We start from the raw sequence: 25174 nt of genomic DNA on the forward strand, positions 1-25174 counted from the left end.
GTTCCCCCTTCAGAACAGGTCGGGCGCGGTGGTGGGCTGGTGGGTGTGGCGGCAGTCGGCGCATTCGATCTCCCCGCCGCTCAACTGCCAACCGGCCATGTCGGCGGTGTCGATGAGGTAGCGCAGGGCCTGGCGGAGGTTGTCGAAACAGATCGACTCGCCCTCGCTGTCGGTGCAGCACTCCCCGCACCGGTCGCAGTAGATGAGGACATGGGTTTCGGTGACGAACCCGCGCTTCACGCCGCCACCCCCGAATCCCCGAACGGGTCGTCGTCTCCGAGGTCGTCAGGGTCGAACCCGCTGTAGTCCTCGACTGGGCCGGTGATCTGCGGGGCGGGTGAGTAGGCGTCCACGATCGCGTCAGCGGCGTCGTCGGAGACCCAGAAGGCCCGGACCCGAACGAAGTCGGTGGTGCCGTCCTCACCGACGTAGCCGACGCCGGGGGTGTGTTCGCTGATCCGGTCACAGCGCGCACCCCGGTCACGGGCGCCCTGGCCGTGGACCATCGCCACCTGGGTGGGTTCGTCCAACCGGAGGCCGATGCGGATGGGGAACAGTTGCCGGTTCGGCATCGTCTCCTTGCTCGGGTCCTGCAAGGCCGCGATCACTGACACCCCCGCCGCACGCCCTTGCGACAGCAGCAGCCCGGTCAGCTTCCGGAACTCCTGCTGAGTGTCGCGATCGGCATACGACGACAGCGCTGCGGCTTCATCGATGATGATCAGGATCAGCGGCTGATCCGGGGTCGGGACGTGCTTGCGAATCCCGTTGGCGCGCATGAACGCCAACCGTTCCCGCAACACCTCGACGGCCTCGGCCAGCATCGCCACGATCGTTTCCGCGTCGGTGGCGAACCGGACGAACAACCGGTTCTCCCCGCGCCCGAACTCCACCCCGCCCTTCGGGTCGGCCATCCACACATCCACCAGGCCGTCCCGGATCGCCGGACCGAGCCCGCCCAGGATCGACCACACCACCGAGCCCTTCCCCGAACCGGTCGCACCGGCAAGCAGGATGTGGCCGTGCAGGACCCGCAGCCGCCACAGATCATGGGATTCGGTGACCCCGACCGGCACCGCCTCGAGATCGACCAGGTGACCGCCACCGAACGGAGACGGCGCCGGGACGGCCAACGTGTCGACGGTCCGTACATGCAGCCGCACCCAGCTCGGCTCGGGCGAGGACGCGGTGACCTCGGGGACAGAGAAGTAGGTGGCGAACTGGGCAAGGGTCTCGTCGTTGGACCAGTCCTTGAACGACTGGCCGCCCAGCATCATCACCTCCACGTCCAAGCCGTGATCGGTGAAGTCGTAACGCTCCACGTAAGGGAACCCGCCTTCGAGCGAGCCGAGACCCAGCGCGGCGAACATCAGATTCGTCTGTGCCGGGTCGGCCAGGATGTAAACCGCGGTACGCAACCCGGCCGGGGCCGCATCGGCGAGAGATTCGGCGGTCACCGTACGGGGGCGATCGTCCCCGGCCCACCGCATCCAGGCCATACCACCGGTAGCCAGGACCGCGGACCCGGCGGTGAACAGGCTCACCAGGTTCGACATCAGGCCACCGCCTTGACCAGATCGACCCGGTAGCCGGTCGCCTCGACGTGACCGGCGTCGGCTGCGTCACGGAGGCCGGCGTCGAGCAGATCCCGCAACAACCGTGCCTGCTCCAACGTCAGTTGCAGCGACAGCGGACCCAGGTCCGCGAACAGTCGATCCCTGAACAACGACACCGCCAGCGTGGTGTCCATCGTGAACACCCGCGCCGACAATCCCGGCTCACGCATCATCGCGCTATGGATCGAGTTGCGAACTTCGGACTCAGACATGACTAACCCCCAACAGGAAGAGCGATCGGCAACATGTCCTGCACCGGTCGCGGACGAACAGGCTTGACCGGCGCCACACGCACCGGATGGGAAATGCCAGCGGCCACCGGCGCAGCCACCGGAATCGGCTCGGTCACCGGCTCCGGATCAGGCACGGGCACCACTTCCGGCGATGCCACCTCGGGCACGGACTCAGCCACGGTGGCCAGCACCTCGGGCGCTGATTCCACCGACTCGGCGACCGGAACAGGTTCGGGCACGGGCTCGGCGACCGGGGAGCGGTGAGCGACCCGGAACAGCACCGCCAAGCCGTGCGTATCAGCGAGCAGCGATATCGGGGCGATGGCTGCCACGATGGCCGATGCCCACGCCGGTAGCGGTTGACCGTTGGCGACCGCGTGGAGGCTGTTGCCCGCAACCGAGACCGCCGACCCGATCACCAGGACCGAGAGGAAGAAGCGGCGTTCCCGGCCGGGGCACACCAGCACCCCGAACGTGGCCAGCAGGATCGTGCCGTCCACGATCAGCGGGAACAACCACGCGTCTCGGGCCGGGATGTGGGCGAGGACCGCGAGGTCCTTGAGGGTGGAGTACGACAGCCGGAACGCTGCCGCACCCACGCCGACGATGATGGCTGCGGCGGACCAACGCGCGTAACGCATCGCCGCCGCCTGGCCCGCCGCACCCATGATCAGGCCGCCTTGCTCGCGGCCGGGTTGCCCTTGGCGCCGGAGTTGTCGCCCTTGATACCGGTCGCCCGCACCGTCCAGCCGATCGACTTGAACTCACCGGACCCGGCGATCTTCGGCTTGACCATCAACCCCTCCAGCTCGATCGGGGTCATGCCCGGCACGATCTCCGGGGCCGCGGGGACCGGCTGCACATCGGCCACGAACGTCACATCGAAGCTCGCGTTTTTCGCGTTCGCCGCGGTCGGATCGGTGACCGTGCCCTTCCACAACCGCTTGCCCGTGCCGTTGCCCTCGAAGTCGAAGTCGAGCTTCTGCACCTTCGGCGCGTTGCGGTCCCGGCTGAACTCGGTCACCGGCTCGATGTCTCCCAGCAGGAACAGACCCTTCGGGAACGCCTCGTGGAAGTCCGGGCGGAACCATGCATCCTTCAACGCCATCTCAATCACTCCTTGAAGTAGGCCGAATCACTTGATGGCCAGTACTTTCCGGGAATTCCATCGACACCAGGACTACATAGATGGACATCTTGGGACGTCCTACGTACTCTTAAGACGTCCCTAGTGGTCACCGTGATCGGAGATGAGATGGCGAACGAGCGATTGCGCGAAGCGTTGCTGAGAAACGGGCTCGACCTCAGTCACGTTGCCGAAGTGACCGGCGTCGATCAGAAGACCGTCGAACGCTGGATTACGAAGGGACGTGTCCCGTACCCGCGCCACCGGCACGCGGTCGCCGCACTGGTGAAGGAGACCGAGCGCTACCTGTGGCCCGACGCCGTCGCACCGGAGCGGCGTGAGGCGATTGCCGAATCGGAAGTCGTCAAGGTCTACCCGCACCGGCATTCGGTGCCGAGTGACTTGTGGCTCCGCTTGCTGTCCAACGCTCATGACCGGATCGAGGTCTTGGTTTTGGCCGGCCTCTTCCTCGCGGAAGATCCGTCGTTCGCCAAGCTGATCCGCCAGAAGGCAGCAGCCGGAACCTCCATCCGGTTCCTGTTCGGAAACCCGGCCGCCGCCGAAGTCGCCAAACGCAGCAGCGAAGAGCGCCTGGCCGAGGGCACCGTCTCAGCGCGGATCAGGAACGCCCTGGCACTGGTCGAACCGTTGGCCGGCATCGACGGCGTGGAGCTGCGCTACCACGACACGACCTTGTACAACTCGGTGTTCCGGTTCGATGACGAGATGATCGTGAACATGCACGTCTACGGCCAGCCCGGCGCCTACGCCCCCGCGATGCACCTACGGCGATTGGCAGGCGGGGACCTGTTCGACACCTACCTGACCAGCTTTGAACAGGTCTGGTCACAGGCGGTGCCCAAGTCCGTGGTCGAGGGAAGCGCAGCATGAGAACCGACTACCTCAACGATCCCGCCGCACCGCCCGCGAACAGCCTCAAGGTCGCCGTCAGTGCCTTCGTTCAGGACGAGGCCGGCCGAATCCTGATGATTCACCGCACCGACAACGACCTGTTCTCGCTGCCGGGCGGTGGCATGGAGGTAGGCGAAACGGTGGCCGAAGCCGTCGTCCGCGAAGTTGCCGAAGAAACCGGCATCGACGTACGCCCCATCGAAGTGATCGGCATCTTCTCCGACCCCGGCCACGTCATCGCCTACACCGATGGTGAAGTCCGACAGGAGTTCTCGATCTGCTTCGCAGCCGAGCCGATCGGCGGGACACTGCGGACGAGCTCGGAGTCGAAAGCCGTTCAATGGGTCGCCCCCGACGATCTGGGCGATCTGCATATCCACCCATCGATGCGTCAGAGGATCGACCGCGGCCTCCAAGCGCCTGGCCGAACCTACTTCACCTGACTGCGGAGCCGGTCCTCGGTGCGTTGCACCACCGCGCGGATGATCGGTTCGGCCTCGCGAATCGACCGAGCCACAACGTGTTCGGCGCTGTAGCGGCGATAGATGTCGGCCAGCCGATCGTCCACAGTGGTAGTCACCCCGTCCGCTGTGGTCGTCATATCTGCCCACCACAGCGCATCCCTCAACGGAGTCTGCTCGTCCTCCCAGTCGATCGCCAGTTCGCGGTTACGTGCCTCGATGCAAGCGCACGAATGGTTCGCCACCAGCGCGCACAGCCGCTCAGACGCGCCGATCGACTCGAGGAAGACAGCACCATCGATCGGATGAAATCCGGTTCGCACTAGAGCGGGGGAGTAGCCGATGTCATGCAACCACCCGGCTGCTACCAGTAGCTCCGCGTCATCCACCACCGGCCCCGCTAGTGCCGCACGACCCGCTACGCCCTCCACATGCCGCAGGCGACGCGGCAGCATGGTCAGGTGCGCACGAGCAGTCTCCGCTGCCCAGCTAACGAGGTCCACAGCCATGACACAACCGTATCGACCGCATCTGACGAGTGCTTCAACTGCCGAATTCCGCCATACAGGATCAAGAGCGCGGCGGCGCGAGGCGCCGCCGCCACGCAACCGCAGCCTCCTCGGCAAGCCTCGTCGGCCGCGGCGCGTCGGCGGCACCCCGCACCACCCAGCGCCACAGACACCAATCAGCGCACAGCACCGATCGGAGAGCTGCGACAAGGCGCTGGACACCGGAGTCCGGATTGCGAACGAATCCACTGCACCGATCGGCCCGACGTCTGCCCCTATCGTCAGGCCCCTGCGATCATCAGTTCCGCTACGAATAGGCTGCCGCACGAGCTTCGCTCGCTTGCCTCCAGAGCATCGGGGCAGGGCTCGACAGGTGGTTAGCTGTTACGGGGAGCCCAATGCGGCCCGTGACCCCATGTCTCCGGCTTAGGATGCGTGCCATGGTTTCCGCGTGGTCTTCCTATCAGCCGATTCGGCCATTCAGCGATTGGCTGATTACTCCATTCAATGACGCCCAATTGCAACTTGCCCACGCGCACTTCGTTCATCACTTCGATGCTGCCACGACCGAGATTCAACAAGCGCTGATTCAACAGGTTTTACGGGAATCTGCAGCCGAGTCCGGGGCAATCGAAAATCTGTATTCGCTGCGACCGGGTGAGAGCCGTACTGTAGCCACCCAAGCTGAAGGGTGGGAACAAATATTCGATGAGCAAGCTGATCGTTCGACACGTCAAACATTCGAAGACCTATTGGCCGCACTTGAGTATGTGGAGAAATCTGTTAACGAAGGCAGGCCAATTACTTCCACACTCATTTGCGAGCTCCACGCGATAGCCTGCCGTTCTCAGCGGGATATCGACGCTACCGTTCTGGTCAGAGGGCGGGAGCAGATTGTCAAGAAACCGCTCGCGCTCGGAAAGTTCAAGCAGACCGAAAATTATGTGCTCATGCGGTCAGGGGAAGTGCATAGATATTGCCCGCCAGAACAAGTTCAAGCAGAAATTTCGACGCTATGCGATCAACTCAACAGTCCGGAATTCCTGGCCGCACCGGCAGTGCTTCAGGCCGCTTACGCTCATTTCTGCTTGGCGCAGATACATCCATTTGATGACGGGAACGGAAGAGTTTGCCGAGTACTGGCTTCGCTCTTCCTGCTTCGAGCGTACCGTGTGCCGTTAGTCGTTTATGCCGATAGGCGGCACCTCTACCTACAAGGGCTGGAGTCCGTCCAGAACGGCGACTTCCGACCTCTAGTCCAGGATACCGCCGACAGGGTCGCGGCCACCCTGTCCGAGTTGACTCAGATTGTCCAGGCCCGAAGTCAGCCGAGTCCGGACCAGAAGCTCGATGAATTACTTGGGTTGATAGGTCGCCATGACGCAGTCGAATTTGCAAATGCGAAGGAGATTCAATCTTCGCTGCAGGGAGAATTTTGCAGAATGGTAGACGAAAGACTTTCTCGCATTGCTTCGGAAAGCGGCGGTTCGCTGATATTCAGAAAGAACGGTGGCTCCTATAACTACATCAGTGGCGATACGGCCTCAGTCGTAGATCAAGATGGGCTGCCATACGACTACATACCCCACTTTTTCGGCGAAAACAGTACCGGTAGGGAGCTCGTGCTCAATATCGAGGGTCAGGACATGGACATTTATGCCCGTGCCATGATCGGGGTGGGCCTGCACGATAGTAGTGATGGACAGTTTCCGTTTGCGATAGCAGCGACTCGATCGTTGTATCTCAACAACGGTAACAGAATCGGTGCAGTCATAAAACTTCGGTACGAGGATTGCTTTCCCGCAATTTCGACTTCCGTGATTGCCCGCATGCAGACTCTCGCCGATGCTGTCTGTGCAGATATGGTCAGTCGCCTCAATGAATCAGCCCGCACTAGGCTTCGAGAGACCGGCCGCTACCTCCAGTAGGCACGGTTCGACGGCGCCAGATGCCCGAACTGACTTGGATGTCTAGCAGCCATGTCACCGACTGCCACGCGCCCTCCGGTCGCGTGGCCCTGCTGGATTGCGTCCTGCATTGTATTCCCGCGCCCCTCTAACGTCGAGAGCGCCGAAGGCGTCCCTACGGGATGGACTTCGCCCACTCTTGACCCCGGAGCCTCTACGCGAGAAGGGCAGGCCGTAAGGGTCAGGCGCAGCCAGCCCGCCGTTAGGCGCAGGCCGCCATCCAGCAGGGCCAAACCGTGGTCCAGGCCGTCGCCCCGGTGACACATGAGCGACACAACAGCGGCGGACAGACCCGGACCGAGTCGCCGACTTGCCACAGTTCACCGACCGGCCGGGTACAGCCGAGACAGGGGCTGACCTGCCTCCGGAGCAGAAGCGAGCTCGTCAGTCGGCGTTGCGGTTCAGGTCGCCCTGGCGCCGACGTTCCATGATCGTGGCGTACGTCGGTTCTTCGGCGTCGGGAGGCAATGGAGTCGCGTACGGATCACCGTACGTGTCCAGACGATAAGCGTGCTTCTTGCACACCTTGCCCCAACGGCCTCGCTCGGCCCGGGCGACATACTGGCAGGTTCCATCGGGTAACGGACCGTCCAGTGGGCACTTATCTAGGGCTTCGATCGCAGACATGCCAGCCACGATAGCCCCGCCAGCCATAGCGCATAGCGCATCTTGGGCGCGCCGCCCACGTTGGCCGGCATTGCATTCCGGGGGATGCCGCAGTCAGCCAGACCGACGACAGTTTGACGACAACGGTGACGACAGTGGAACCTCCCGTGCACCCTGTCTACGAAGGCCGAGGTCAGACATGCGCTCTGCCTTCTGCATTCGCGCGCTCCTGGCAGTGTGGAGCCACTGGTACGCAGCCTGTACGCAGAAGTTCCAGCAACAGCCCAACGCACCCCACCGCCCAGCTGAGCCAACCCGTGCTTGCGCCGAGGCGTCGTCTCCCGGAAGTGGATCGGTAAGGATTTGGCCGACACCGTACGATCGGGCCGAGTGCGTACGCCCGCTAGTTGTCCGCCTTCCGGTACATCGCCCAGTGCAGTTTGAACCAGTCGGCTTGCTTGGTGCTGATGTCGATGGCGAGCGGCTTTCCGTGCAGTTCGCCGTAGATCGAGAAGTCTCGGAACGGTTCTGAGACGTCGAGCAGGCCGACGCTGTTCACGGCCAAGTCGCCGCGGTCGAACAAGGTGTGCAGGTCGCGGCGAAGCAGGACCCCGCCGTGTTCGTGGTGTTTGCCGACCTTGGCGTAGCTGTAGAGGTGGCATGCCTCAAGCACGGCTTGGTGAAGGTCCCCGGTGAAGGCGCAGCGAGGTCCGTAGCGAGCGAGGAGCTTCTTGCGGAAGTTGCTTTGGCCCAGACGTACCCGGACCGGTCGTACAGCATGTCCGCCGCGGATCTGTTCAGCCGTGACATCGACCGGCGCGAGGTAGTCAGCGCCGAGCTTCTGGCCGACCGCCGCGCGGAACTTGTCCCAGTTCAGTTCTCGAAAACTGTTCTGTGAGCTGTCCTTCAAGCACAGTGCGCGAAGATCCTTGCCGCCGAGTACGCCGGACAGGTCGACCCACGCTTGCCCGTAGTCCGAGCGGTACAGCTTCGCGGGCACCTCTTCCTGGATCGGGTCGTCGAACTCTGCACCGCAGTCACAACGGAAGGTCGGCTTCTTACGCAGGCGTCGTTTGAAGCCCGTCTCGTTGCAGCCGGGGCAGCGTCCGCGGTGCTTGGTCCCATCCTTTACGTCGATATTCTCGATGACCGAGACTCCCAGCAACTCGGTGTTGTCCCACACCGCAATCACATCGCCGACTTTGACTTGGCGGGAGTTCGGAACAAAGCTGTCCCAGCTGTAGTGATTCGAGGGATCATCGTCGTATTTCCGCCCGCCGCCGAGCCGCAGATACACCGATTTCGACATCACCAGCCATGCACGACGATCCGGGGTCACCGTCTCGGGATCAAGTACATCGCCGCTACCCATGTGCTCTTGCGCCTCCTACGCGCCGACCTGCTGTACCACTGGTTGAAGTATGCCGAGGCGCCCCGACAAACCTGTAGCGCTGGGGACCATTTGGGGACCACACGCCATACGCGGGCATGAACGGCCACGGGTCTGACTGGGGCTGCCCCTGTGGGCATCGTGTGTGTGACGTGCGTGGATGGACTGGCGTCCTTCCTGGGGGTCAAGTGGTCGCAGGTTCAAATCCTGTCAGCCCGACAGTGAAAACCCCTTCCGACCTCGGTCGGAAGGGGTTTCTGTTTCCGCGACACGCCGGGAGGTCCGACCCGAGCCAGTCGAAATCTCACACTTTCGGCCCTTCGCCACGCGCCCACGCCTCCAGAACCGCCCGGTTGTCGGGCACCGTCTCGGGGACATCGATGTGGTGGGTCTTGGCCACCTCGCGGGTGTTGCCGAGCTGGTGGGCGGCGCGCTCGGGATCCCCGGAGGCGTGATCGACGGCGGTGGCCACGCCTTTGCGGAAGGTGCGTGGGGTGATCCCGGCGAAGTTCTCCCCGCGGGCCGCGCGCCAGGTGCGCGCGAAGTTGTTCGGGCTGCGCACCGACCCGTTGCGCGCCGGGAAGAGCAGACCCATGGGGTTGGGCTGGCCGACCACCTCGAGGTCCTTGATCGCCTCCCGCAGCGAGACCACCGTGTAGTCGGGCAGCAGGATGCGCCGCCACCCGTTGTCGGTCTTCGGGGCGGCTTGCGCACCCAGCCGCCGGCCCCGGCCCTTTTACCTGTGCTGCTTGGCCTTGCTCCGCAGCCCCAGCGCCACCAGGCGCTCGAGGTGGCGATCGATCTCCCCGGCGGTGGCCTGCCAGATCTGCAGATTGCCCAGTGGGTTCTCGATCTTGATCGTCGCCTTGCTCGCGCGGCGATCCGTCGAGACGTAGACCTCGCGACGGTAGTCCTCGACATTGCCCTCGGTGTAGGCGTCGTTGTCGGCCATCTCCACCAGCGGTTCCGCAGCGAGGTCGATCAGCTTTGTCGTGCGGGTGATCTGGCCGTAGCCGGGCTGCTCACGGTGATCGCGCATCGCCTCGGCCAACCGGTTGCTCGCGTCGTCGGCGCTGGCTCCGACACGTTCGAGCGGGACTCGGCCGGGTTGGGGATGACCACCGAGACTCTGCGTAAATGGGTGCGTCAAGCCGAGGTCGACAAAGGTGAGGTCGAAGGGGTTTCCACCGAGGCGGCCCGGGTGATCCGGGAGCAGAAACGCAAGATCGCCGAACTGGAACAGATGATCGAGATCCATTCCGCCGGCAACATCTTTCTTCGCGCGGGCTAGCGACCCGCGACATCGGTGATCTGCGAGTTCATCGCAGAACACAAAGCCCGTTTCGGGGTCGCTTGCGATCTGTCGTGCGTTGTCGGCGCATGGATGCCAGATCGCCCCGAGAACCTTCCACGCGTGGGCGTCGCGGCCGCTCTCGGCGCGCGCGTTGTGGGATATCGCGGTCACCGGCATCCTGGCCGGCTATTTACGAGCCCGACGAACACGGCCGCCGTGCCCCGGAATCACTGTATGGGGCGGTGAAGATGTGGGCCCACCTGCAACGACAGGGCCTGGCGGTGGCCCACTGCACGATCGAGCGGTTGATGCGGGCCAACGGCTGGTGTGGGGTGGTGCGAGCGAAGAAGGTCCGCACCACCATCTCGGACCCGGCCGCGGAGCGGGCGCCGGATCTGGTGGAGGGCCAGTTCCGGGTGTCGGCACCGAACCTGCTGTTCGTGGCGGCCAGAGGTGGCACGCCCGAGGCCTGTGCGGAGGTCGCGGCAGCGGTCGGCACCGCCTGCCGCGAGGTGGGATTCATCCAGATCATCGGCCCACCGGATCGCACCGCAAGTGCGCCAGGGACTCATGTCGGCAATCGACGACTTCTTCGCGCTCCCGCTTGCGGGATGCTCAGCGTATCGCCGACTCGCAACAATTTCAGGCCGGCTCCAGCGCGCGCTTCGCCTTCTCCAGCGCGGCGAGCGTGCGCAACACATAATCGCGCTTGGCGGTCAAGTCGGACACCTGGGCCTTGCCGCTCAAACCGGAATCCTGCTGCGCGACCGCGAGACGTTCCTCGATCTCGGTAAGCTGCGCCAGCAGAGCCTCGGCCCGGCTCAAGAGCTCGGCGGAGTCGGGGCGGGAAACGTCCGCGGTCCGGGTTTTCCGGGACCTGACATTCTGAGTCTTCGCGGTCGCCTTTCCACTTGTCTTCGTGGCGGTGGACGCGGTCCGGGCCGCACTACGCTGCCCGGACGGGGACGCGGCACGCGGTGGTGTCTGTACACGGGTCTGATTCAGGACCGCCCAGGCCTCCTTGGCTGCGACCCGATGTTCACGCTCTTCCTTGTCATCGGACGCCAGTGACCCGCCCAACGGTCGCAGACCATAGAAGCCGACGAATTTCCGAGCTGCGGCGATGGTCTTTTCCGCGGCGCGGCAGCGTCCGCACCGCGGTTCACCGCGAAGCTCCGCGATGTCCTCAGTGGACGAGCACCACGCACATGCACCAGAAGAGAGATCGGTCACAACAGCGCCAGCAGCAACGAGATTCACGGGTGATGAGAATACGACACGGAGCTTTTCACAATGAAATCGAATTTCTGTGCATCCATTTTCCAGCACCAAACCCGTGCCTTGCCCGGTTCCAGGCGTGAGGGGGCGGCGTGAAAACATGTCATCGTGCGGGCGCCACCCGGACGACGACAGCGGCGGGACACTGCCCGGCGACAACCGGTCTTCGGCCTGTGGTTCCGGATCCACGACACTGCGGAGGAACCATGACCTCTTCGATGACCAGCGCCGCCGCTGTTCTGGCGACTGTGCTGACCAGCGCCGGGATCGGCCTCACCACGCCGGTGGCGGCAGCCGCGCCCGGCTGTGGTGACGCGGAGCTGATCATGGTGCGCGGCACCGACATCTCCCAGCCGGTCGCGACCCGATGGGAGTCGGTCGACGACCCGACCGTCGGGAAGCCGCTGGACGCCGCCGTGCGCGCCGCGCGCCCGGATGTGAGCTGGACCCTGTACAACGTGTCCTACCCCGCTGACGGCACCGGCCCTCGTTCCCGCGCGATCGGTTCCGTCGACCTCGTCGCCCACCTGGTCGTGCGGGCTGTCGAGTGCCCAGCGGCGAAGTTCGTGCTCGCGGGGTATTCGCAAGGCGGTGAGGTGGTTTCCAATACGCTCGGGATGGCCAGCGACGATGCCGCGCCCGCCGTGGTGATCCCGGCCGTGCTCGCTCCGCGGATCGCCGCCGTCCTGCTCTTCGCCAGCCCGATCCACGCGTACAACGATGTGGTGCCGGAACCCTACACCGGGCGGGCCGCGCAGTACTGTGTGCCGAAGGATCCGGTCTGCAACCCGAAGCCGAACACCCTGCCGCCCGACGTCGATTACGGGGCGCACACCCGCTACGGCGAATCCGTCTCGGCCGCGGCATTGTTCGCCGCGGAGCGGCTGTAGGCGTCCGGCCCGTCCCGAGCCGACGCGGCGTCGAGCGTTGGTACCGGGTGCGGTCGGCTCCGAGCGCACCCGGATACCCGTTGTCACGTCGAGGCTGTTCGGCGGCACGCGAGTGGCCGGGCGCGGTTCGAGCGCGAGTGAGCCCTGCTCACGATCTCCCTGGTGCACCACGTGGTGGTAGCAGAGGTCGGTCATCGAGCTGACGGCGCGCGCTCGGGCCATCGTCCGGAGTCGTTCGCGTCCGCTGTCCGGATGTTCGGCCGAGGGATCGACCGGTTCGCGAACGCCTCGCATGCCCTCGGCGTGGGTGGCGAGGACGATGTCGAACTCCGATCGGAACTGGGTGCGCCACCGCACCGAACCAAAAATCATCCATAACATCGGAGGCAAATCGAAACGCTCGAGAAATATTCCGCCTCGATCTCCCGGAGGAGTCGATCGAAATGTTACCGCGAACGCCGGTACATTTTCGGGGCCGCGTCGACATCAATGGATTCGCTATTGGGTTCGCTACGGAAGGGCCCGGCGGACTCCTGTTCGTGAGGTCGATTCGGCCTGGTCAGCGCGGTGCACGCGCGGATGTGTGGGGGTGTGGACGTCCACGGAGGCGGTGGCGGGGAGTCGAACGTTGCGGACACGAGTGCGGTCCGGTCGTATACTCCCGTTATGGCGGATGAGCATTCCTCCACGGAATTTTCCGACTCGCCCGTTCTGGTGGTACAGACGCGAGAACGCGTCTACCGATTACGCGCCGGGGGCGCATACAATATCGGCCGCGATCCCGACGCCGACATCGTCGTCACCGATCCGCGGGTCTCCTCTCTGCATGCGGTCCTGGAGCGCGGAGCGGATGGTTGGGAAATCGAGGACGCGCACAGCCGCAACGGCACATTCTTCGATGGTCATCGCGTCGAGCGGATGGTGATCGATCACGACGAGACCTTCCAACTCGGACACGCTATGGACGGTGAGCAGTTGGCCTGCTCGCTGGAAACGTCACCGAACCACGAGTCGCAGCCGGATGGCGATCGGGGCGGTGACACGGTGGTCGTCCCTGATCCCGGCTACGACCTCGAGGACGAAGCCACGGCTACCCAGTTCGAGCCGGGTCTGCCCCGGCGGGTGTCGCGGCCGTCGCCTCCTGCTGCCCGTCCGAGTGCGGTGGTCCGGATCGTGTCGGGCACGCTGCGGATGGGGCGCGCCGCCGACAACGACATCGTCGTGCCCGATCTCATGGTCTCGCGCCATCACGCCGAACTGCGAGTGATCAGCGAAGGCCGATACCGGCTGGTCGACCTGGACAGCCACAACGGCACCTACGTCAACGGTTCCCGTGTCGAGGCCGCGGACCTTGCGGAGTCCGACCTGATCGGCATGGGCCACACCACGTACCGGCTGGTCGGCGATGAGCTGCGGGAGTCTGTCGACACGGGTGACATCTCGGTCTGCGTGCAGGATCTCACCGTGCGGACAGCCGAGGGCAAAGTGCTGCTGGATGAGGTGACATTCCCCATTCCACATCGCTCACTCGTGGGCGTCATCGGACCCAGCGGGGCGGGCAAGTCGACGCTGCTGGGCGCGGTCACCGGATTGCGGCCCGCGACCGAGGGCACCGTCCGCTACGACGGACGCGACCTCTACACCGACTACGAAGAACTCCGGCACCGCATCGGACTGGTCCCGCAAGAGGACATCCTGCACCACCAGCTCCCGACCCGGCGTGCCCTGCTCTACGCGGCCGAATTGCGCTTCCCCGGTGACACGCGCCCGGAAGAGCGCGAACAGCGAGTCGACGAAGTCCTCGCCGAACTCGGCCTGACCCGGCACGCCGACACCCGCATCGATCAACTCTCCGGCGGGCAACGAAAACGCGTCAGCGTCGCATTGGAGCTGCTGACCAAACCGTCGCTGCTGTTCCTCGACGAACCGACCTCCGGGCTCGACCCCGGCCTGGACAAGACGGTCATGGAAATGCTGTCCGAACTCGCCCACGACGGACGCACCGTCATCGTCGTCACCCACAGCGTCGCCAATCTCGAGGCTTGCGACCGGCTTCTGGTCCTGGTGCCCGGCGGCCGGCTCGCCTACTACGGGCCGCCCGCGGAGGGATTGCGGCAGTTCGGGCAGCGCAGCTGGGCGGAAGTGTTCCAAGCCTTCGACCGCGAGGAAGGCCGCGACTGGGCCGGTGAATTCCGGGACTCCCCGCGCTTCCAGCAGTACGTGGCGGTCGAACCGACCGAGGAAGTCGGCTCGGTGTCACACCAGCGCCCACCGGTTCCGCCACCCGCGCCGCAATCCGAGCTCAGCCAGCTCAGCACACTGTGCAGGCGATACCTCGCGGTCATCGCGTCGGATCGAAGCTATGTGGCGCTGCTGGGCGTGATGCCGTTGCTGTTGGGTGGGTTGATCGCCGCGGTGCCGTCGGGCGACGGGTTCACCGGCACGCCCGGGACCAACACCGATGCCCCGACCAAACTCATGATCCTGGTTTTCGGCGCCTGCTTCGTCGGCACCGGCAATGCGATTCGCGAGATCGTCAAGGAACAGACGATCTATCGCAGGGAACGCGCGGCAGGCCTGTCCCCGGCGATCTATCTGATGTCGAAGGTCCTGGTCTTGGGGGTGATCACCGTCCTCCAGGCGGCGGTGTTGTTCCTGATCGGCACCATCGGCACGAGCCTTCCGCCGAAAGGGATCTTCACCTCGGTCCAGCTGGAGCTGATCACGGCGATGGCGCTACTCGGCATCGCGTCGCTGGCACTGGGCTTGCTGGTCTCGGTGTCGGTGGACACCTCGGAGAAAACGCTGCCCCTGCTGATCGTGCTGTCCATGGCGCAACTGGTGCTCACCGGCGGGCTGGTGCGGCTGCCCGGCACGCCCGTGCTCGAGCAACTGTCCTACCTGTCGCCGTCCCGGTGGGGCTACGGTGCGGGAGCCGCCACACTCGACCTCGACACTCTCTCACCGCACGATGGTGGACCGGACCCCCTCTGGGAACACACCCTCGGTACCTGGCTGCTCGACATGGGAGTCCTCGCCGGTCTCGCGGCCGTCTTCCTCGCGCTGGCCTGGTACCGCCTCTACCAGTTGCGGCCACGGCGGCGCGGTGCCCGCCCGGCCAGGATCTGACGCGCAACGCGCTGCTGTTCGCCTCGGTGGGTGCGCCGCCGGCCAAAGAGAGCTTCTCGGGGCGAACGTCACCTGTGGTGATTACCTTGGCATCTACGCCTGTTTTCCGGCGTAGGCGAGTATTCCCGGTGACAGTGCCAGTTTTCTCGGAGTGACAGTGGCAGTTTCTCGGAGGTGGGCAGCGGCCGCGGCGGCTGCCGGGACAGGCGTTGACGATGACGAAATTGACCGCGCTGGATGCGGGATTCATGGAGATGGAAGACACCGATCGCCGTGTCGGTCTCGGGATCGGTGTCGTCGCGATCGTCGGGGGAGCGCCACCGACACGGGAGGAATTCCGTGTGGCCGTGGACCGCGGTCTGGAACGTCATCGGCGACTGCGGCAACGGGTCCGTCGGGCACCGTTCGACGTCACTGCGCCCGAATGGGAAGAGGACCCGAATTTCGATCTGGCACACCATATCCGATGGACCGCGTTGGCCGAACCGGGTGACGAGACGGGGCTGCGGGAGTTGGTGGCGTCCGAACTGAGCGAACGACTCGACCGCGACCATCCGCTGTGGAAGGTCGTCGTTGTCGAACATCTGGCCGACGACTGCTGGGCGATGATCGTCAAGGCGCACCACAGCATGATCGACGGGATTTCCGGGGTCACGCTGTTCGAGAGCTTCTGCGACCCTGAGACCGAGCCGGGCGTGGTGCGCGCAGGCGTCGCGGGCCGCGGCCACACGGGCCTGTTCGAATTGGCGGGCCGGGCGGTTCGATTGCCTTACACCATGCCTCGGCTGGCCGTCGGCACTGTGCGGGCCCTGGCTCCGGTGCTGCTGGCGGCAGTTGCGCCGGCGGCCGAGTCTTCGCTGAACGGGCCCATCGGGCAGCAACGCCGCTATGTGGTGGCCCGGGCGTCGTTACCGGAGGTGCGCGAGATCGGTGCGGCATTCGGAGTGACGGTCAATGACGTCGCTGTCGCTGCCATCGCCGCCGCCTACCGGCGATTGCTGCTGGGCCGGGGCGAGCAGCCCACGCCCGGCAAGATGAGGATCGCGGTGCCGGTGTCGATGCGGACGACGACCGAGGCGAAAGATGTGCTGGACAACCGGGTCGCGGCGATGATCGCCGAACTGCCGATCGATATCGACGAACCGGTCGAACGCCTCATCGCTGTCCACGAACGGATCGCACGGCATCGGTCCCGCGGCGAACCCGAGGCCGAGAAGTCGCTGCTGTCGCTGGCCACCCGGGTGCCGTCCGCGTTGCGGAAGACGGTTTTCCGGATCGCGGCGTGGTTCCCCCAGCGGGGGGTCAGCGCCCTGGCGACCAACATTCCCGGGCCGAAGCACCGGCTGACGTTGGGCGGCCGGGAAGTGCTGGAGATCTGGCCGTGCATCCCGATCGCGATGCGAGTGCGCACCACGGTGGCGATCCTCAGCTACGTCGACCAGTTGACGTTCGGCATCACCGGCGATTACGACACCACACCGGATATCGAGGTTCTCGCCTCGGGCGTCGCGACCGAAATCGCGGTGCTGCTGGCCCATGCGCGCGGACAACCGGCGCAACGCCGACTGCAATTGATCCGTGGACGTAACGGCGGCTCCCGACCTCCGAGACCACGATCCGCCCGCTGAATCATGCGTACCGGTGTCGACGGCTATGAGCGTGCCGTGCCGGTTCCGGGTTCGAGAGGACCTGTCGGTACGTGGCGGTCATAGCCACCGGAGCCGGCGGAGAGGCTGGGCAACATACCGAGTGCGGAGGAGGTGTGCCATGGTGGACCGGCGCGACACGGTGGACGACGATCTGAACCTCACGCCGACCGCGATCGCGTTGCTGGCCGAACGGTGCCTGCGCCGCGATGCGACCGGGGCGATCTGCGAATCGCCAGGGCAGATGATGGATCGCGTCGCGGTGCACATCGCGGCAGCCGAAGACCGGTATCTTCGAGGCAGTTCGGCCCGTTGGGCCGCGCGTTACTCGGCGATACTGCGCGCTCGGGAGTTCCTGCCCAATTCGCCCACACTGATGAACGCGGGCACACCCCTCGGCGTGCTGTCCGGGTGCTTCGTGCTGCCGATAGCGGACTCACTCGAATCGATCTTCGATGCCTTGGGCACCACCGCGCTACTGCATCAGGCCGGGGCGGGTACCGGGTTCTCCTTCTCGGAACTGCGCAGACGCGGCGATCTCATCGCCTCCAGCGGCGGACAGGCCAGCGGGCCGGTCTCCTTCATCGAACTGTACGACGCTGCCTCCCGAGTGATCCGCCTGGGCGGGCGGCGCCGCGCGGCGAACATGGCAGTGCTCGACGCCCACCATCCCGACATCGAAGACTTCGTCACGGCCAAGGACACGCCTGGTCTGCTACCCACCTTCAATCTGTCGGTCGGCGTCACCGACGACTTCATGCTCGCCGCATCCGAGGACCGGCCGCACCCGTTGATCGACCCACGGACCGGGAAGGTACTGCGGGTCATCCCGGCGCGCGCCCTGCTGGATCGGATAGCTGCGTCCGCCTGGCGCGGCGGTGAGCCGGGACTGCTGTTCCTCGACGCGGTCAACCGCGCCAATCCGGTGCCCGACCTGGGCAGGCTGGTGGCCACCAACCCTTGCGGCGAGGTGCCGCTGGCGCCCAACGAGTCGTGCAATCTGGGCTCGGTGAACCTCACCGAATTCCTGGCAGGCGACCAGCTCGATGAGCACAGACTGCATGAGACAGTTCGAGTGGCGGTGCGGTTCCTGGACGACGTGATCGACGTCGCCGACTATCCGACCCCTGAGTGCGCCGCCGCGGTCCGGGCGACCCGCAAGATCGGGTTGGGTGTCATGGGCCTGGCCGACACGCTGGCCGCCCTCGGCCTCCCCTACGACAGCGAAGACGCGGTGCACTTCACCGAGCGGCTGATGACCCGATTCACCCGGTGGGCACACGCGGCCTCATCGGAACTGGCTGTCGAACGCGGCCCGTTCCCACTGTTCACGCGCAGCCGATGGGCCACGGGGGTGCCGCTGCGGAACGCGCAGGTGACCTCGATCGCGCCGACCGGAACCATCTCGGTGATCGCGAACGTCTCCGCGGGCATCGAACCGCTGTACGCTCTCGCCTACACCCGACACATCCTGGGCCACGACTTCCGTCATCTCGATTCCCGCTTCCGTGCGCGCGCCACCGACCTCGGTGCCTGGACAGCGGACGTCGAAGCCGAGATGGAGGCCACCGGAACGGTTTCCGCCTGCACCGAGCTTCCTCAGGAGCTACGCCGCACCTTCGTCACCGCTCATGAGATCGCCCCCATCTGGCACATCCGTATGCAGGCCGCCGTGCAGCGGCACATCGACGCCGCCGTCGCGAAGACGATCAACCTACCCGCCGACACCGGCACCGACGAGGTACGAACCATCTTCTGGCAAGCGTGGAAAGCAGGTGTCAAAGGCATCACCGTGTACCGATCCGGCAGCAGGCCCGGCCAGGTCCTGCACTGTGTCGATCCCGCCTGCGCCGCGCATCCGGGAGTCACGGTCGACGGAACTGCCTCATACTCCCTGTCTCGGACGACACACCAATCCACCGTCGACCCTGTCCGGGCCGAACACCTCGCCACAGAATCCGCCGAACATCGATCCACCGATGCCGACACGGGAGCAGCCCACACCGAACGAAAGTCCTGATGAGATCGGCACCTGGACGATCGGCGACGGCCGCAGCGTGGCCGGGTCGTCGCTGACGGGCAGGATACGCAGCGAGGTCACGGCCGTTCTCCCTTCCCCACGAGTGTGAGCTGGTCGACGAACCAGTCGCGGGCGAGTTCGGCCGCTTTCTGCAGCGCGCCCGGTTCCTCGAACAGATGCGTCGCCCCCGGCACTACCGCCAGCGCGGTTTCGCACGACAGCGCCTTGGCGGCCTGGCGGTTGAGTTCCAGGACGAGATGGTCGTGACCGCCGACGATGAGCAGTGTCGGCGCCTGGACATGTGCCAGTGCGTCACCAGCCAGATCGGGTCGGCCGCCGCGTGAGACCACCGCGGCAATCCGTACCCGCGGGTCGGCCGCGGCCTGCAGGGCCGCCGCGGCACCGGTGCTGGCCCCGAAGTATCCGATGCGCAGCCCCGCGACCTGGTCCTGACGGGTCAGCCACCCGGTGACATCGACCAGCCGCTGTGACAACAGGTCGATGTCGAAGACGTTGGCGCGGTGCAGTTCTTCCTCAGGAGTGAGTAGATCGAACAGCAAGGTGCCCAGTCCTTCTCGCTCCAGGACCGTGGCGACGTAACGATTGCGGGGGCTGTGTCGGCTACTCCCGCTGCCGTGGGCGAACACCACCACACCGATCGGATCCTTCGGGATGGTGAGATGCCCCGCGAGTTCGACGCCCGTCGCGACCACCCGCACCTCGTCATCACGTAGCGGCGGATCCCCGGCCGCTGCTTGCTGCGCCGCCGTCCCGGCCGCGGCACGCTCCAGCAGGTCGGCCACCTCGTCGTCGGTGGTCTGCTCGAAATTCTCGTACCACTGGCCGACCGCGAGGAACCACTCCGGCGCGTCCAGGCAGATCACCTCATCGGCGCTCTCCGCCAATGCCGCGAGCGTGTCTCGCGCCCCGACCGGAACGGCCAGCACGACCCGCGCTGCGCCGTGTGCCCGAGCGACCTGGCATGCGGCACGGGCGGTGGCGCCGGTGGCGATGCCGTCGTCGACGATCACCGCGGTGCGGTCGGCGAGCGAAATCCGTGGCCGAATGCCCCGGAACCGGTCGACCCGCCGTGTGAGCTCCTCGCGCTGATGGCGTTGCACCGTGGCCATCTCCTCGTCGGTGAGCCCGGCTCGCTGCACGACGGTACTGTTGATCACCCGTACGTCGTCCTCACCGATCGCGCCGAACGCCAGCTCCGGCTGGTGCGGCACACCGAGTTTGCGCACCACGATCACATCCAGCGGCGCCTCCAGCGCCCGCGCCACCTCGAACGCGACCGGCACACCACCACGGGGTAGGCCGAGCACGACGACGTCCGCACCGTGCAGGGACTGCATCCGCGCCGCCAGCTTCCGACCGGCGTCACGACGATCATGAAACAGCATCGGATTACCTCCTCAGCGGTCCACTCCAGGATGGTGGCGGGTCACCGATGACGACAAGGTCCAGTCGTTCTTCGCCGACGAAGTACCCAGCGGGTGGTGCCGTTCGGCACTGTGGAATCGGTGTACAGGGCCGCAGTCTGGAGGGTGGTGAGCCGCGATCGTCGCGGGTATGCGCGTCGAGCGGCCCTCTGGTGGCCTTTGTGTCGGCATTTGTCGGCAACTCCGTCAACAACCCCGTTGTCAGATGCCGACCCGGATTCGCGTCGATAGGGAGAAGTTGTGGATGCACTCGTGATTGTCGTCGTAGTGCTCATCGTGACACTGATCGTGGGGTGGCTGTCGATTCGGGTGGTGACCCAGTACGAGAAGGGAGTTTTGTTCCGTCTCGGGCGGGTGATCGCGGTCAGGGAGCCTGGGTTGAGGTTCATCATTCCGGTGATCGATCGGCTGCGAAAGGTGTCGATGCGTATTGTCACTATGCCGATTCAATCGCAAGGCATCATCACCCGCGACAATGTCAGCGTAGATATCTCCGCTGTTGCCTACTTTCGTGTCGTCGACGCCGAGAAATCGGTCGTCGCGATCGAAAACGTCTACGCCGCAATCGACCAGATCGCCCAAACCACGCTCCGTAAAGTCGTCGGGCAGCACACTCTCGACCAAGCTCTGGCCGAGACCGACACGATCAATGCCGATATCCGGCAGATCCTCGACACGACCACTCTCGAGTGGGGTGTCGAAGTCACGCTGGTCGAGTTGAAGGACATTCAACTGCCCGACACCATGAAACGGGCGATGGCTCGCCAAGCCGAAGCCGAACGGGAGAAGCGAGCCAAGATCATTGCCGCCGAAGGCGAGTCCATGGCCGCCGCGGCACTCGGTGCTGCCTCCGACACCATGATGGCTCATCCGCTGGCCCTGCAACTACGCAACCTGCAGACCCTCCTCGAACTGGGCGTCGACAAGAACACCACCGTCGTGTTCCCGGCACCGCTGATGAGCGCGATCGGTGACATCGGCGCCTTCTTCGCCCGCGAAACCACCGCCTCCACGACCCTGACCCGCACCACCCAGCCGCCCCCGGTGTCGACACCGATACGCAACGGGACAGCGAGCACCGCGGCCACAGCGCACACGCCGGACCGACCGTGAGGGAAGAAGGTACGAACGCGAAACGGCCACCACAGCATCGTTCTACTCGACTGCGGTGGCGATCGATTCCGGTCGAGGGCCGCACCGCCCGCTACGCGGTCGGCGGGTCCGGCCCCAGCGTGCTCTTCCTGCACGGGTGGGGACTGGGCGGGCCGGCCTATGCCCGCCCGCTCGAACAGCTCACCCGAATGGGACTGCGCGTGTACGTCCCGGCGCTTCCCGGGTTCGGCGGCACCGCCAGCCTCCCGGTCGAGCACCGAACCCTCGCCGGATACGCACAATGGGTGGGCCACTTCGCCGACACGATCGGTCTACCTCGACCGGCGACCGTGGTCGGGCATTCCTTCGGCGGCGGCGTCGCGATCAAAACCGCCCACGACCTACCCGACCTCGCCGAGCGGCTCGTACTCGTGAACTCCATCGGTGGCTCGGCGTGGACCGACGGCCGTGGAGTGGTACGCGCGCTGCGCGAACGCCCGCTGTGGGACTGGGGCCTGCACCTGCAGGCCGACCTGCTGCCCCGGCGCCAACTCACCCGGGTCCTGCCGGTGATCCTGCGCGATGCGGTGCCGAACATACTGCGGAACCCGACCGCGGTGTGGGAAGTCGCCCACCTCGCCCGAACCGCCAACCTGGCCTCCGAACTCGCTGCGCTCGCCGAACGCCGACTCCCCATCTTCATAGTGTGGAGCAAGCGAGACACGGTCATCCCCGAATCCACCTCGATGTCGCTGCAGACCGCCCTCGGTGACCCGCACACCGTCACCGTGCCCGGCGGGCACACCTGGCTCATGCACGACCCCCACTCCTTCGGCGAACTCATCACCAACGTGATCCGCGAACCAGTCACCGGCCCCGACGTCGCCCGCCCCGCGGCAGAACAATCAGGGACATCGGGCTGTCAAGGACAAGATCTTGGGCCCACGGCGTCCGACGACACCGACAGCGTCTGACGACACCGGCAGCGCCCACCACAGAACCGGCGAGGTCCTCCGCCTCCGGAACGATCGACCTGCGGGCGAGCGGCACAGTAGCCTCCCGGCAGTCGTCACCGACTTCCTCTGCTTCGGCACGCCGGAGAACTGGGAGTCGGCGTGCGCCCGGGAACTCGAGGTGCCTCCGCCCTTCGCACCCGACGTCCGGATGTCCGGTCTCGTGCCGCCGTCAGGCGTGGGTGCGCGGCTAGTGCAGCGGCTGATCGTGGTGGAGGCGCGCGATGGTTTCGGCGAGCAGCGGGGCGATCGAGCAGACTTCGATCGGCGCGGCCGCGTCCTGATGGGCGATAGTGTCGGTCACCACGACGCGACGTAGGCCGAGGCCACGGAGGCGTCTCGTCGCGTCGGGCGTCAGGGGCCCGTGCGTGGCGGCCACGACGATGTCGCCGGCATGGTGGTGCAGCAGTCGCACCGCGGCCTCGATGGTGGCGCCGGTGGAGATCATGTCGTCGACCACCACCGCGTGACGACCGCCGATATCACCGAGGACCTGCACAGCGGTGACGGTCGCGCCACTCTCGCGGAACTTGCGCACAAGCGCGACCGAATCCGGCACAGCAGCCGCGTACTGCTCGGCTAGCTTCGCCGCACCCAGGTCGGGTGCGACGACAACAGTGAGCTCGGACCGCCCTGGCGAAATTCTGCTCGACAGCAGCGGAACCGCGGTCAGCGTCTCCACCGGTATCGAACAGATCGCTTCCAGGGTGGGCGTGTGCGGGTCGACGACCACGAGCCGATCAGCACCCGCGTTCGCGATCGCGTCGGCGGCGACCCGTACTCCCAGGGCCTGCCCGGAGCGGGTGCGGCGATCTTGGCGCGCGTACCCGAAATACGGGACGACCGCGGTCACCCGGGCGGCGCGGGATCGTCGGCACGCATCGAGCAACAGCAGCAGCTCAACGAGGTGATCACCGACCGGCGGCGATGTCGGCTGCACGACGAATACGTCGTTTCCGCAGACACGGTCGACGATCGGCCGCACTTCACCGTCGGGAAAGCGGTCGATCACGCAGTCGGCAGGCCCGGCGTCGAGCAGGTCGGCGACAGCGGCGGCGAGCGGCGGGTTGGCGCCGCCGGACAGAACCCGCATCGTTGTCATGGCCGTGTGCTCGTCGAGCCGGTTCGGTCGTCGCCCGCGGCCGCGAGTGTCAACTGGTCGATCAGCCAGTCGCCGGCGAGTTCGGCGACCTTCTCCAACGCGCCCGGCTCGGCGAACAGGTGCGTGGCGCCGGGCACCACCGCCAGTTCGGTCACACACGACATCTCCTGCGCCGCAAGACGGTTCAGCTCCAGCGCGACATGGTCGTGGCCGCCGACGATCAGCAGAGTCGGAGCCCGAACCGCCGCGAGAGCCGCACCGGCGAGATCCGGCCTGCCGCCACGCGACACCACCGCGGCGATCTTCATCTTCGGGTCGGCCGCCGCCCGAAGCGCCGCGGCGGCACCCGTGCCGGCCCCGAGGTACCCGATCCGCAGTCCGGTGACCTCTTCCCGGTGGGTCAACCAGCTGGTGACGTCGACCAGCCGCCGCGCCAGCAGTTCTATATCGAAAACCCGCGCCTGATGGATCTCCTCGTCCGCGGTGAGCAGATCGACAAGCAGCGTGCCCAACCCGACTCGGTTCAGCAGCTCAGCCACATAGCGGTTGCGGGGGCTGTGGCGTCCGCTGCCACTTCCATGTGCGAACACCACCATCCCGATCGGATTCTCCGGGACGGTGAGATACCCGGCCAGTTCGACCCCTCCCGTCCGCACCAGCACTTCGTCGTCCCGCAACGGCGGATCGACCGCCGGCTCCGCCTGAGACTCCCACTCTGCTCCAGCGGCCCGGCGCAGCAGCTCGACGACCTCGGAGTCGGAGACCTGGCCGAACCGGCGATACCAGCTGCCGACAGCGCCGAACCACACCGGCACCTCCAGGCAGACCACCTCGTCGGATTCGTCCGCCAGCACCGCCAGCGTGTCGCGGGGCGCGACCGGAACGGCCAGCACAACCCGCTGCGCGCCCTGTGCCCACGCCACCTGGCAGGCGGCACGCGCGGTCGCGCCTGTGGCGATGCCATCATCGACGATCAGCACAGTGCGGCCCGACAGCGGGACACGCGGGTGCGCGCGCCGCAACCGCTCAGCCCGCCGCGCCAGCTCGTCGCGTTCGCGCCGCTCGACGGTCGACATTTCCTCGCGCGTGAGTTTCGCGTAGGCGACGACGACATCGTTGATCACCAGGACGTCGTCCTCGCCGATCGCGCCGAAAGCGAGCTCCGGCTGGTAAGGGACACCGAGTTTGCGCACCACGATCACATCCAGCGGTGCATCCAGCGCCCGCGCGACCTCGTAGGCCACCGGAACACCGCCCCGTGGCAGGCCGACCACGACGACATCCTCTTCTCGGAGATACTCCAGCCGCTCCGCCAGCCGACGTCCGGCGTCACGGCGATCGTCGAACAACATCGCAGACCTCCTCTTGAACCCACGGTGGCCTTCTGTGCTTCGTGTCGGCAGGTCCGATCGTCGCCGAGTCGAGAGCCGTTGGTCCTGCCGAGT

The 25174-nt window shown here is 65.9% G+C and carries 23 protein-coding genes and 1 pseudogene; 10 read left to right on the forward strand and 14 right to left on the reverse strand.

All coding sequences use genetic code 11. The annotated features are described in order from the left end of the window. Positions 1 to 9: 9 nt before the first annotated feature. From IU449_RS00115 to IU449_RS00135, 5 genes are read right to left on the reverse strand one after another with little or no spacing between them, the layout of a single operon-like run. Positions 10 to 240, reverse strand: coding sequence for a hypothetical protein (locus IU449_RS00115; RefSeq protein WP_194999940.1), 231 nt, complete (start codon positions 238 to 240; stop codon positions 10 to 12). Then, entirely contained in the window at positions 237 to 1556 is a 1320-nt protein-coding gene (locus IU449_RS00120) for an FtsK/SpoIIIE domain-containing protein (RefSeq protein WP_194999941.1), read from the reverse strand. Before IU449_RS00120 ends, IU449_RS00115 begins: the two co-directional genes overlap by 4 nt. Beyond that, the gene (locus tag IU449_RS00125) at positions 1556 to 1828 is read right to left on the reverse strand and encodes a hypothetical protein (protein WP_194999942.1); all 273 of its coding nucleotides are present in this window, start codon (positions 1826 to 1828) and stop codon (positions 1556 to 1558) included. Before IU449_RS00125 ends, IU449_RS00120 begins: the two co-directional genes overlap by 1 nt. A gap of 2 nt (positions 1829 to 1830) precedes the next feature. Next, positions 1831 to 2517 carry a DUF2637 domain-containing protein gene (locus IU449_RS29400; protein WP_267468252.1) on the reverse strand — a complete coding sequence of 229 codons (687 nt, stop codon included), beginning with the start codon at positions 2515 to 2517 and terminating at the stop codon, positions 1831 to 1833. 2 nt (positions 2518 to 2519) lie between these two features. Then, positions 2520 to 2957 (reverse strand): hypothetical protein, encoded by a 438-nt coding sequence (locus IU449_RS00135; protein ID WP_194999943.1) that lies wholly within the window; start codon positions 2955 to 2957, stop codon positions 2520 to 2522. Between the two features lie 123 nt (positions 2958 to 3080). Between IU449_RS00135 and IU449_RS00140 the strand changes: the two genes are divergently transcribed. Together IU449_RS00140 and IU449_RS00145 are read left to right on the forward strand one after the other, a co-directional pair. Next, positions 3081 to 3866, forward strand: a complete 786-nt coding sequence (locus IU449_RS00140) for a helix-turn-helix domain-containing protein (RefSeq protein WP_228803582.1) — start codon at positions 3081 to 3083, stop codon at positions 3864 to 3866. Then, positions 3863 to 4330, forward strand: a complete 468-nt coding sequence (locus IU449_RS00145) for an NUDIX hydrolase (RefSeq protein WP_194999944.1) — start codon at positions 3863 to 3865, stop codon at positions 4328 to 4330. The genes IU449_RS00140 and IU449_RS00145 overlap by 4 nt, the downstream gene beginning before the upstream one ends. Here IU449_RS00145 and IU449_RS00150 read toward each other — a convergent pair. After that, complete coding sequence (locus tag IU449_RS00150; protein WP_194999945.1) at positions 4318 to 4857, reverse strand: HD domain-containing protein; 540 nt, start codon at positions 4855 to 4857, stop codon at positions 4318 to 4320. The genes IU449_RS00145 and IU449_RS00150 overlap by 13 nt on opposite strands. Before the next feature lie 440 nt (positions 4858 to 5297). Between IU449_RS00150 and IU449_RS00155 the strand changes: the two genes are divergently transcribed. Next, positions 5298 to 6785 carry a Fic family protein gene (locus tag IU449_RS00155; RefSeq protein ID WP_194999946.1) on the forward strand — a complete coding sequence of 496 codons (1488 nt, stop codon included), beginning with the start codon at positions 5298 to 5300 and terminating at the stop codon, positions 6783 to 6785. A gap of 423 nt (positions 6786 to 7208) precedes the next feature. Here the strand turns inward: IU449_RS00155 and IU449_RS00160 are convergent, their stop codons facing one another. The 4 genes from IU449_RS00160 to IU449_RS00175 form a co-directional block, all read right to left on the reverse strand. Next, positions 7209 to 7451, reverse strand: coding sequence for a hypothetical protein (locus IU449_RS00160; protein WP_194999947.1), 243 nt, complete (start codon positions 7449 to 7451; stop codon positions 7209 to 7211). Positions 7452 to 7833: 382 nt separating this feature from the next. After that, positions 7834 to 8802, reverse strand: coding sequence for an HNH endonuclease (locus IU449_RS00165; protein WP_194999948.1), 969 nt, complete (start codon positions 8800 to 8802; stop codon positions 7834 to 7836). Between the two features lie 322 nt (positions 8803 to 9124). Next, positions 9125 to 9472 carry a hypothetical protein gene (locus tag IU449_RS00170; RefSeq protein ID WP_194999949.1) on the reverse strand — a complete coding sequence of 116 codons (348 nt, stop codon included), beginning with the start codon at positions 9470 to 9472 and terminating at the stop codon, positions 9125 to 9127. An 84-nt stretch (positions 9473 to 9556) separates the two neighbouring features. Beyond that, a complete protein-coding gene (locus IU449_RS00175) occupies positions 9557 to 9859 on the reverse strand; it encodes a hypothetical protein (RefSeq protein WP_194999950.1) in 303 nt (100 codons plus the stop codon). A 60-nt stretch (positions 9860 to 9919) separates the two neighbouring features. Between IU449_RS00175 and IU449_RS28755 the strand changes: the two are divergent. Next, positions 9920 to 10560, forward strand: a pseudogene (locus tag IU449_RS28755) (IS3 family transposase); the annotation flags it as partial. A gap of 196 nt (positions 10561 to 10756) precedes the next feature. On the opposite strand, the gene IU449_RS00185 reads toward IU449_RS28755, so the two are convergent. Beyond that, positions 10757 to 11347 carry a hypothetical protein gene (locus IU449_RS00185; RefSeq protein ID WP_195002206.1) on the reverse strand — a complete coding sequence of 197 codons (591 nt, stop codon included), beginning with the start codon at positions 11345 to 11347 and terminating at the stop codon, positions 10757 to 10759. 251 nt (positions 11348 to 11598) lie between these two features. Between IU449_RS00185 and IU449_RS00190 the strand changes: the two genes are divergently transcribed. The 4 genes from IU449_RS00190 (at position 11599) to IU449_RS00205 (ending at position 19077) form a co-directional block, all read left to right on the forward strand. Then, positions 11599 to 12282, forward strand: coding sequence for a cutinase family protein (locus IU449_RS00190; RefSeq protein WP_194999952.1), 684 nt, complete (start codon positions 11599 to 11601; stop codon positions 12280 to 12282). Between the two features lie 666 nt (positions 12283 to 12948). Continuing rightward, positions 12949 to 15411 (forward strand): FHA domain-containing protein, encoded by a 2463-nt coding sequence (locus IU449_RS00195; RefSeq protein WP_194999953.1) that lies wholly within the window; start codon positions 12949 to 12951, stop codon positions 15409 to 15411. Between the two features lie 215 nt (positions 15412 to 15626). Then, positions 15627 to 17039: a wax ester/triacylglycerol synthase family O-acyltransferase gene (locus IU449_RS00200; protein ID WP_194999954.1), complete on the forward strand. Its 1413-nt coding sequence runs from the start codon at positions 15627 to 15629 to the stop codon at positions 17037 to 17039. A 139-nt stretch (positions 17040 to 17178) separates the two neighbouring features. Further along, a complete protein-coding gene (locus IU449_RS00205; RefSeq protein ID WP_194999955.1) occupies positions 17179 to 19077 on the forward strand; it encodes an adenosylcobalamin-dependent ribonucleoside-diphosphate reductase in 1899 nt (632 codons plus the stop codon). A 77-nt stretch (positions 19078 to 19154) separates the two neighbouring features. Here the strand turns inward: IU449_RS00205 and IU449_RS00210 are convergent, their stop codons facing one another. After that, positions 19155 to 20483, reverse strand: a complete 1329-nt coding sequence (locus IU449_RS00210; protein WP_194999956.1) for a phosphoribosyltransferase family protein — start codon at positions 20481 to 20483, stop codon at positions 19155 to 19157. Positions 20484 to 20774: 291 nt separating this feature from the next. Between IU449_RS00210 and IU449_RS00215 the strand changes: the two genes are divergently transcribed. After that, the gene (locus IU449_RS00215) at positions 20775 to 21635 is read left to right on the forward strand and encodes an SPFH domain-containing protein (protein WP_416382144.1); all 861 of its coding nucleotides are present in this window, start codon (positions 20775 to 20777) and stop codon (positions 21633 to 21635) included. Next, complete coding sequence (locus IU449_RS00220; protein WP_324188022.1) at positions 21632 to 22588, forward strand: alpha/beta hydrolase; 957 nt, start codon at positions 21632 to 21634, stop codon at positions 22586 to 22588. Before IU449_RS00215 ends, IU449_RS00220 begins: the two co-directional genes overlap by 4 nt. 229 nt (positions 22589 to 22817) lie before the next feature. On the opposite strand, the gene IU449_RS00225 is transcribed toward IU449_RS00220, so the two are convergent. Together IU449_RS00225 and IU449_RS00230 are read right to left on the reverse strand one after the other, a co-directional pair. Further along, positions 22818 to 23729, reverse strand: a complete 912-nt coding sequence (locus IU449_RS00225) for a ribose-phosphate diphosphokinase (protein WP_228803584.1) — start codon at positions 23727 to 23729, stop codon at positions 22818 to 22820. After that, complete coding sequence (locus IU449_RS00230; RefSeq protein ID WP_194999958.1) at positions 23726 to 25081, reverse strand: phosphoribosyltransferase; 1356 nt, start codon at positions 25079 to 25081, stop codon at positions 23726 to 23728. Before IU449_RS00230 ends, IU449_RS00225 begins: the two co-directional genes overlap by 4 nt. Positions 25082 to 25174: the final 93 nt, after the last annotated feature.

It is taken from the genome of Nocardia higoensis (assembly GCF_015477835.1).
In the GTDB taxonomy this organism is placed as follows: domain Bacteria; phylum Actinomycetota; class Actinomycetes; order Mycobacteriales; family Mycobacteriaceae; genus Nocardia; species Nocardia higoensis_A.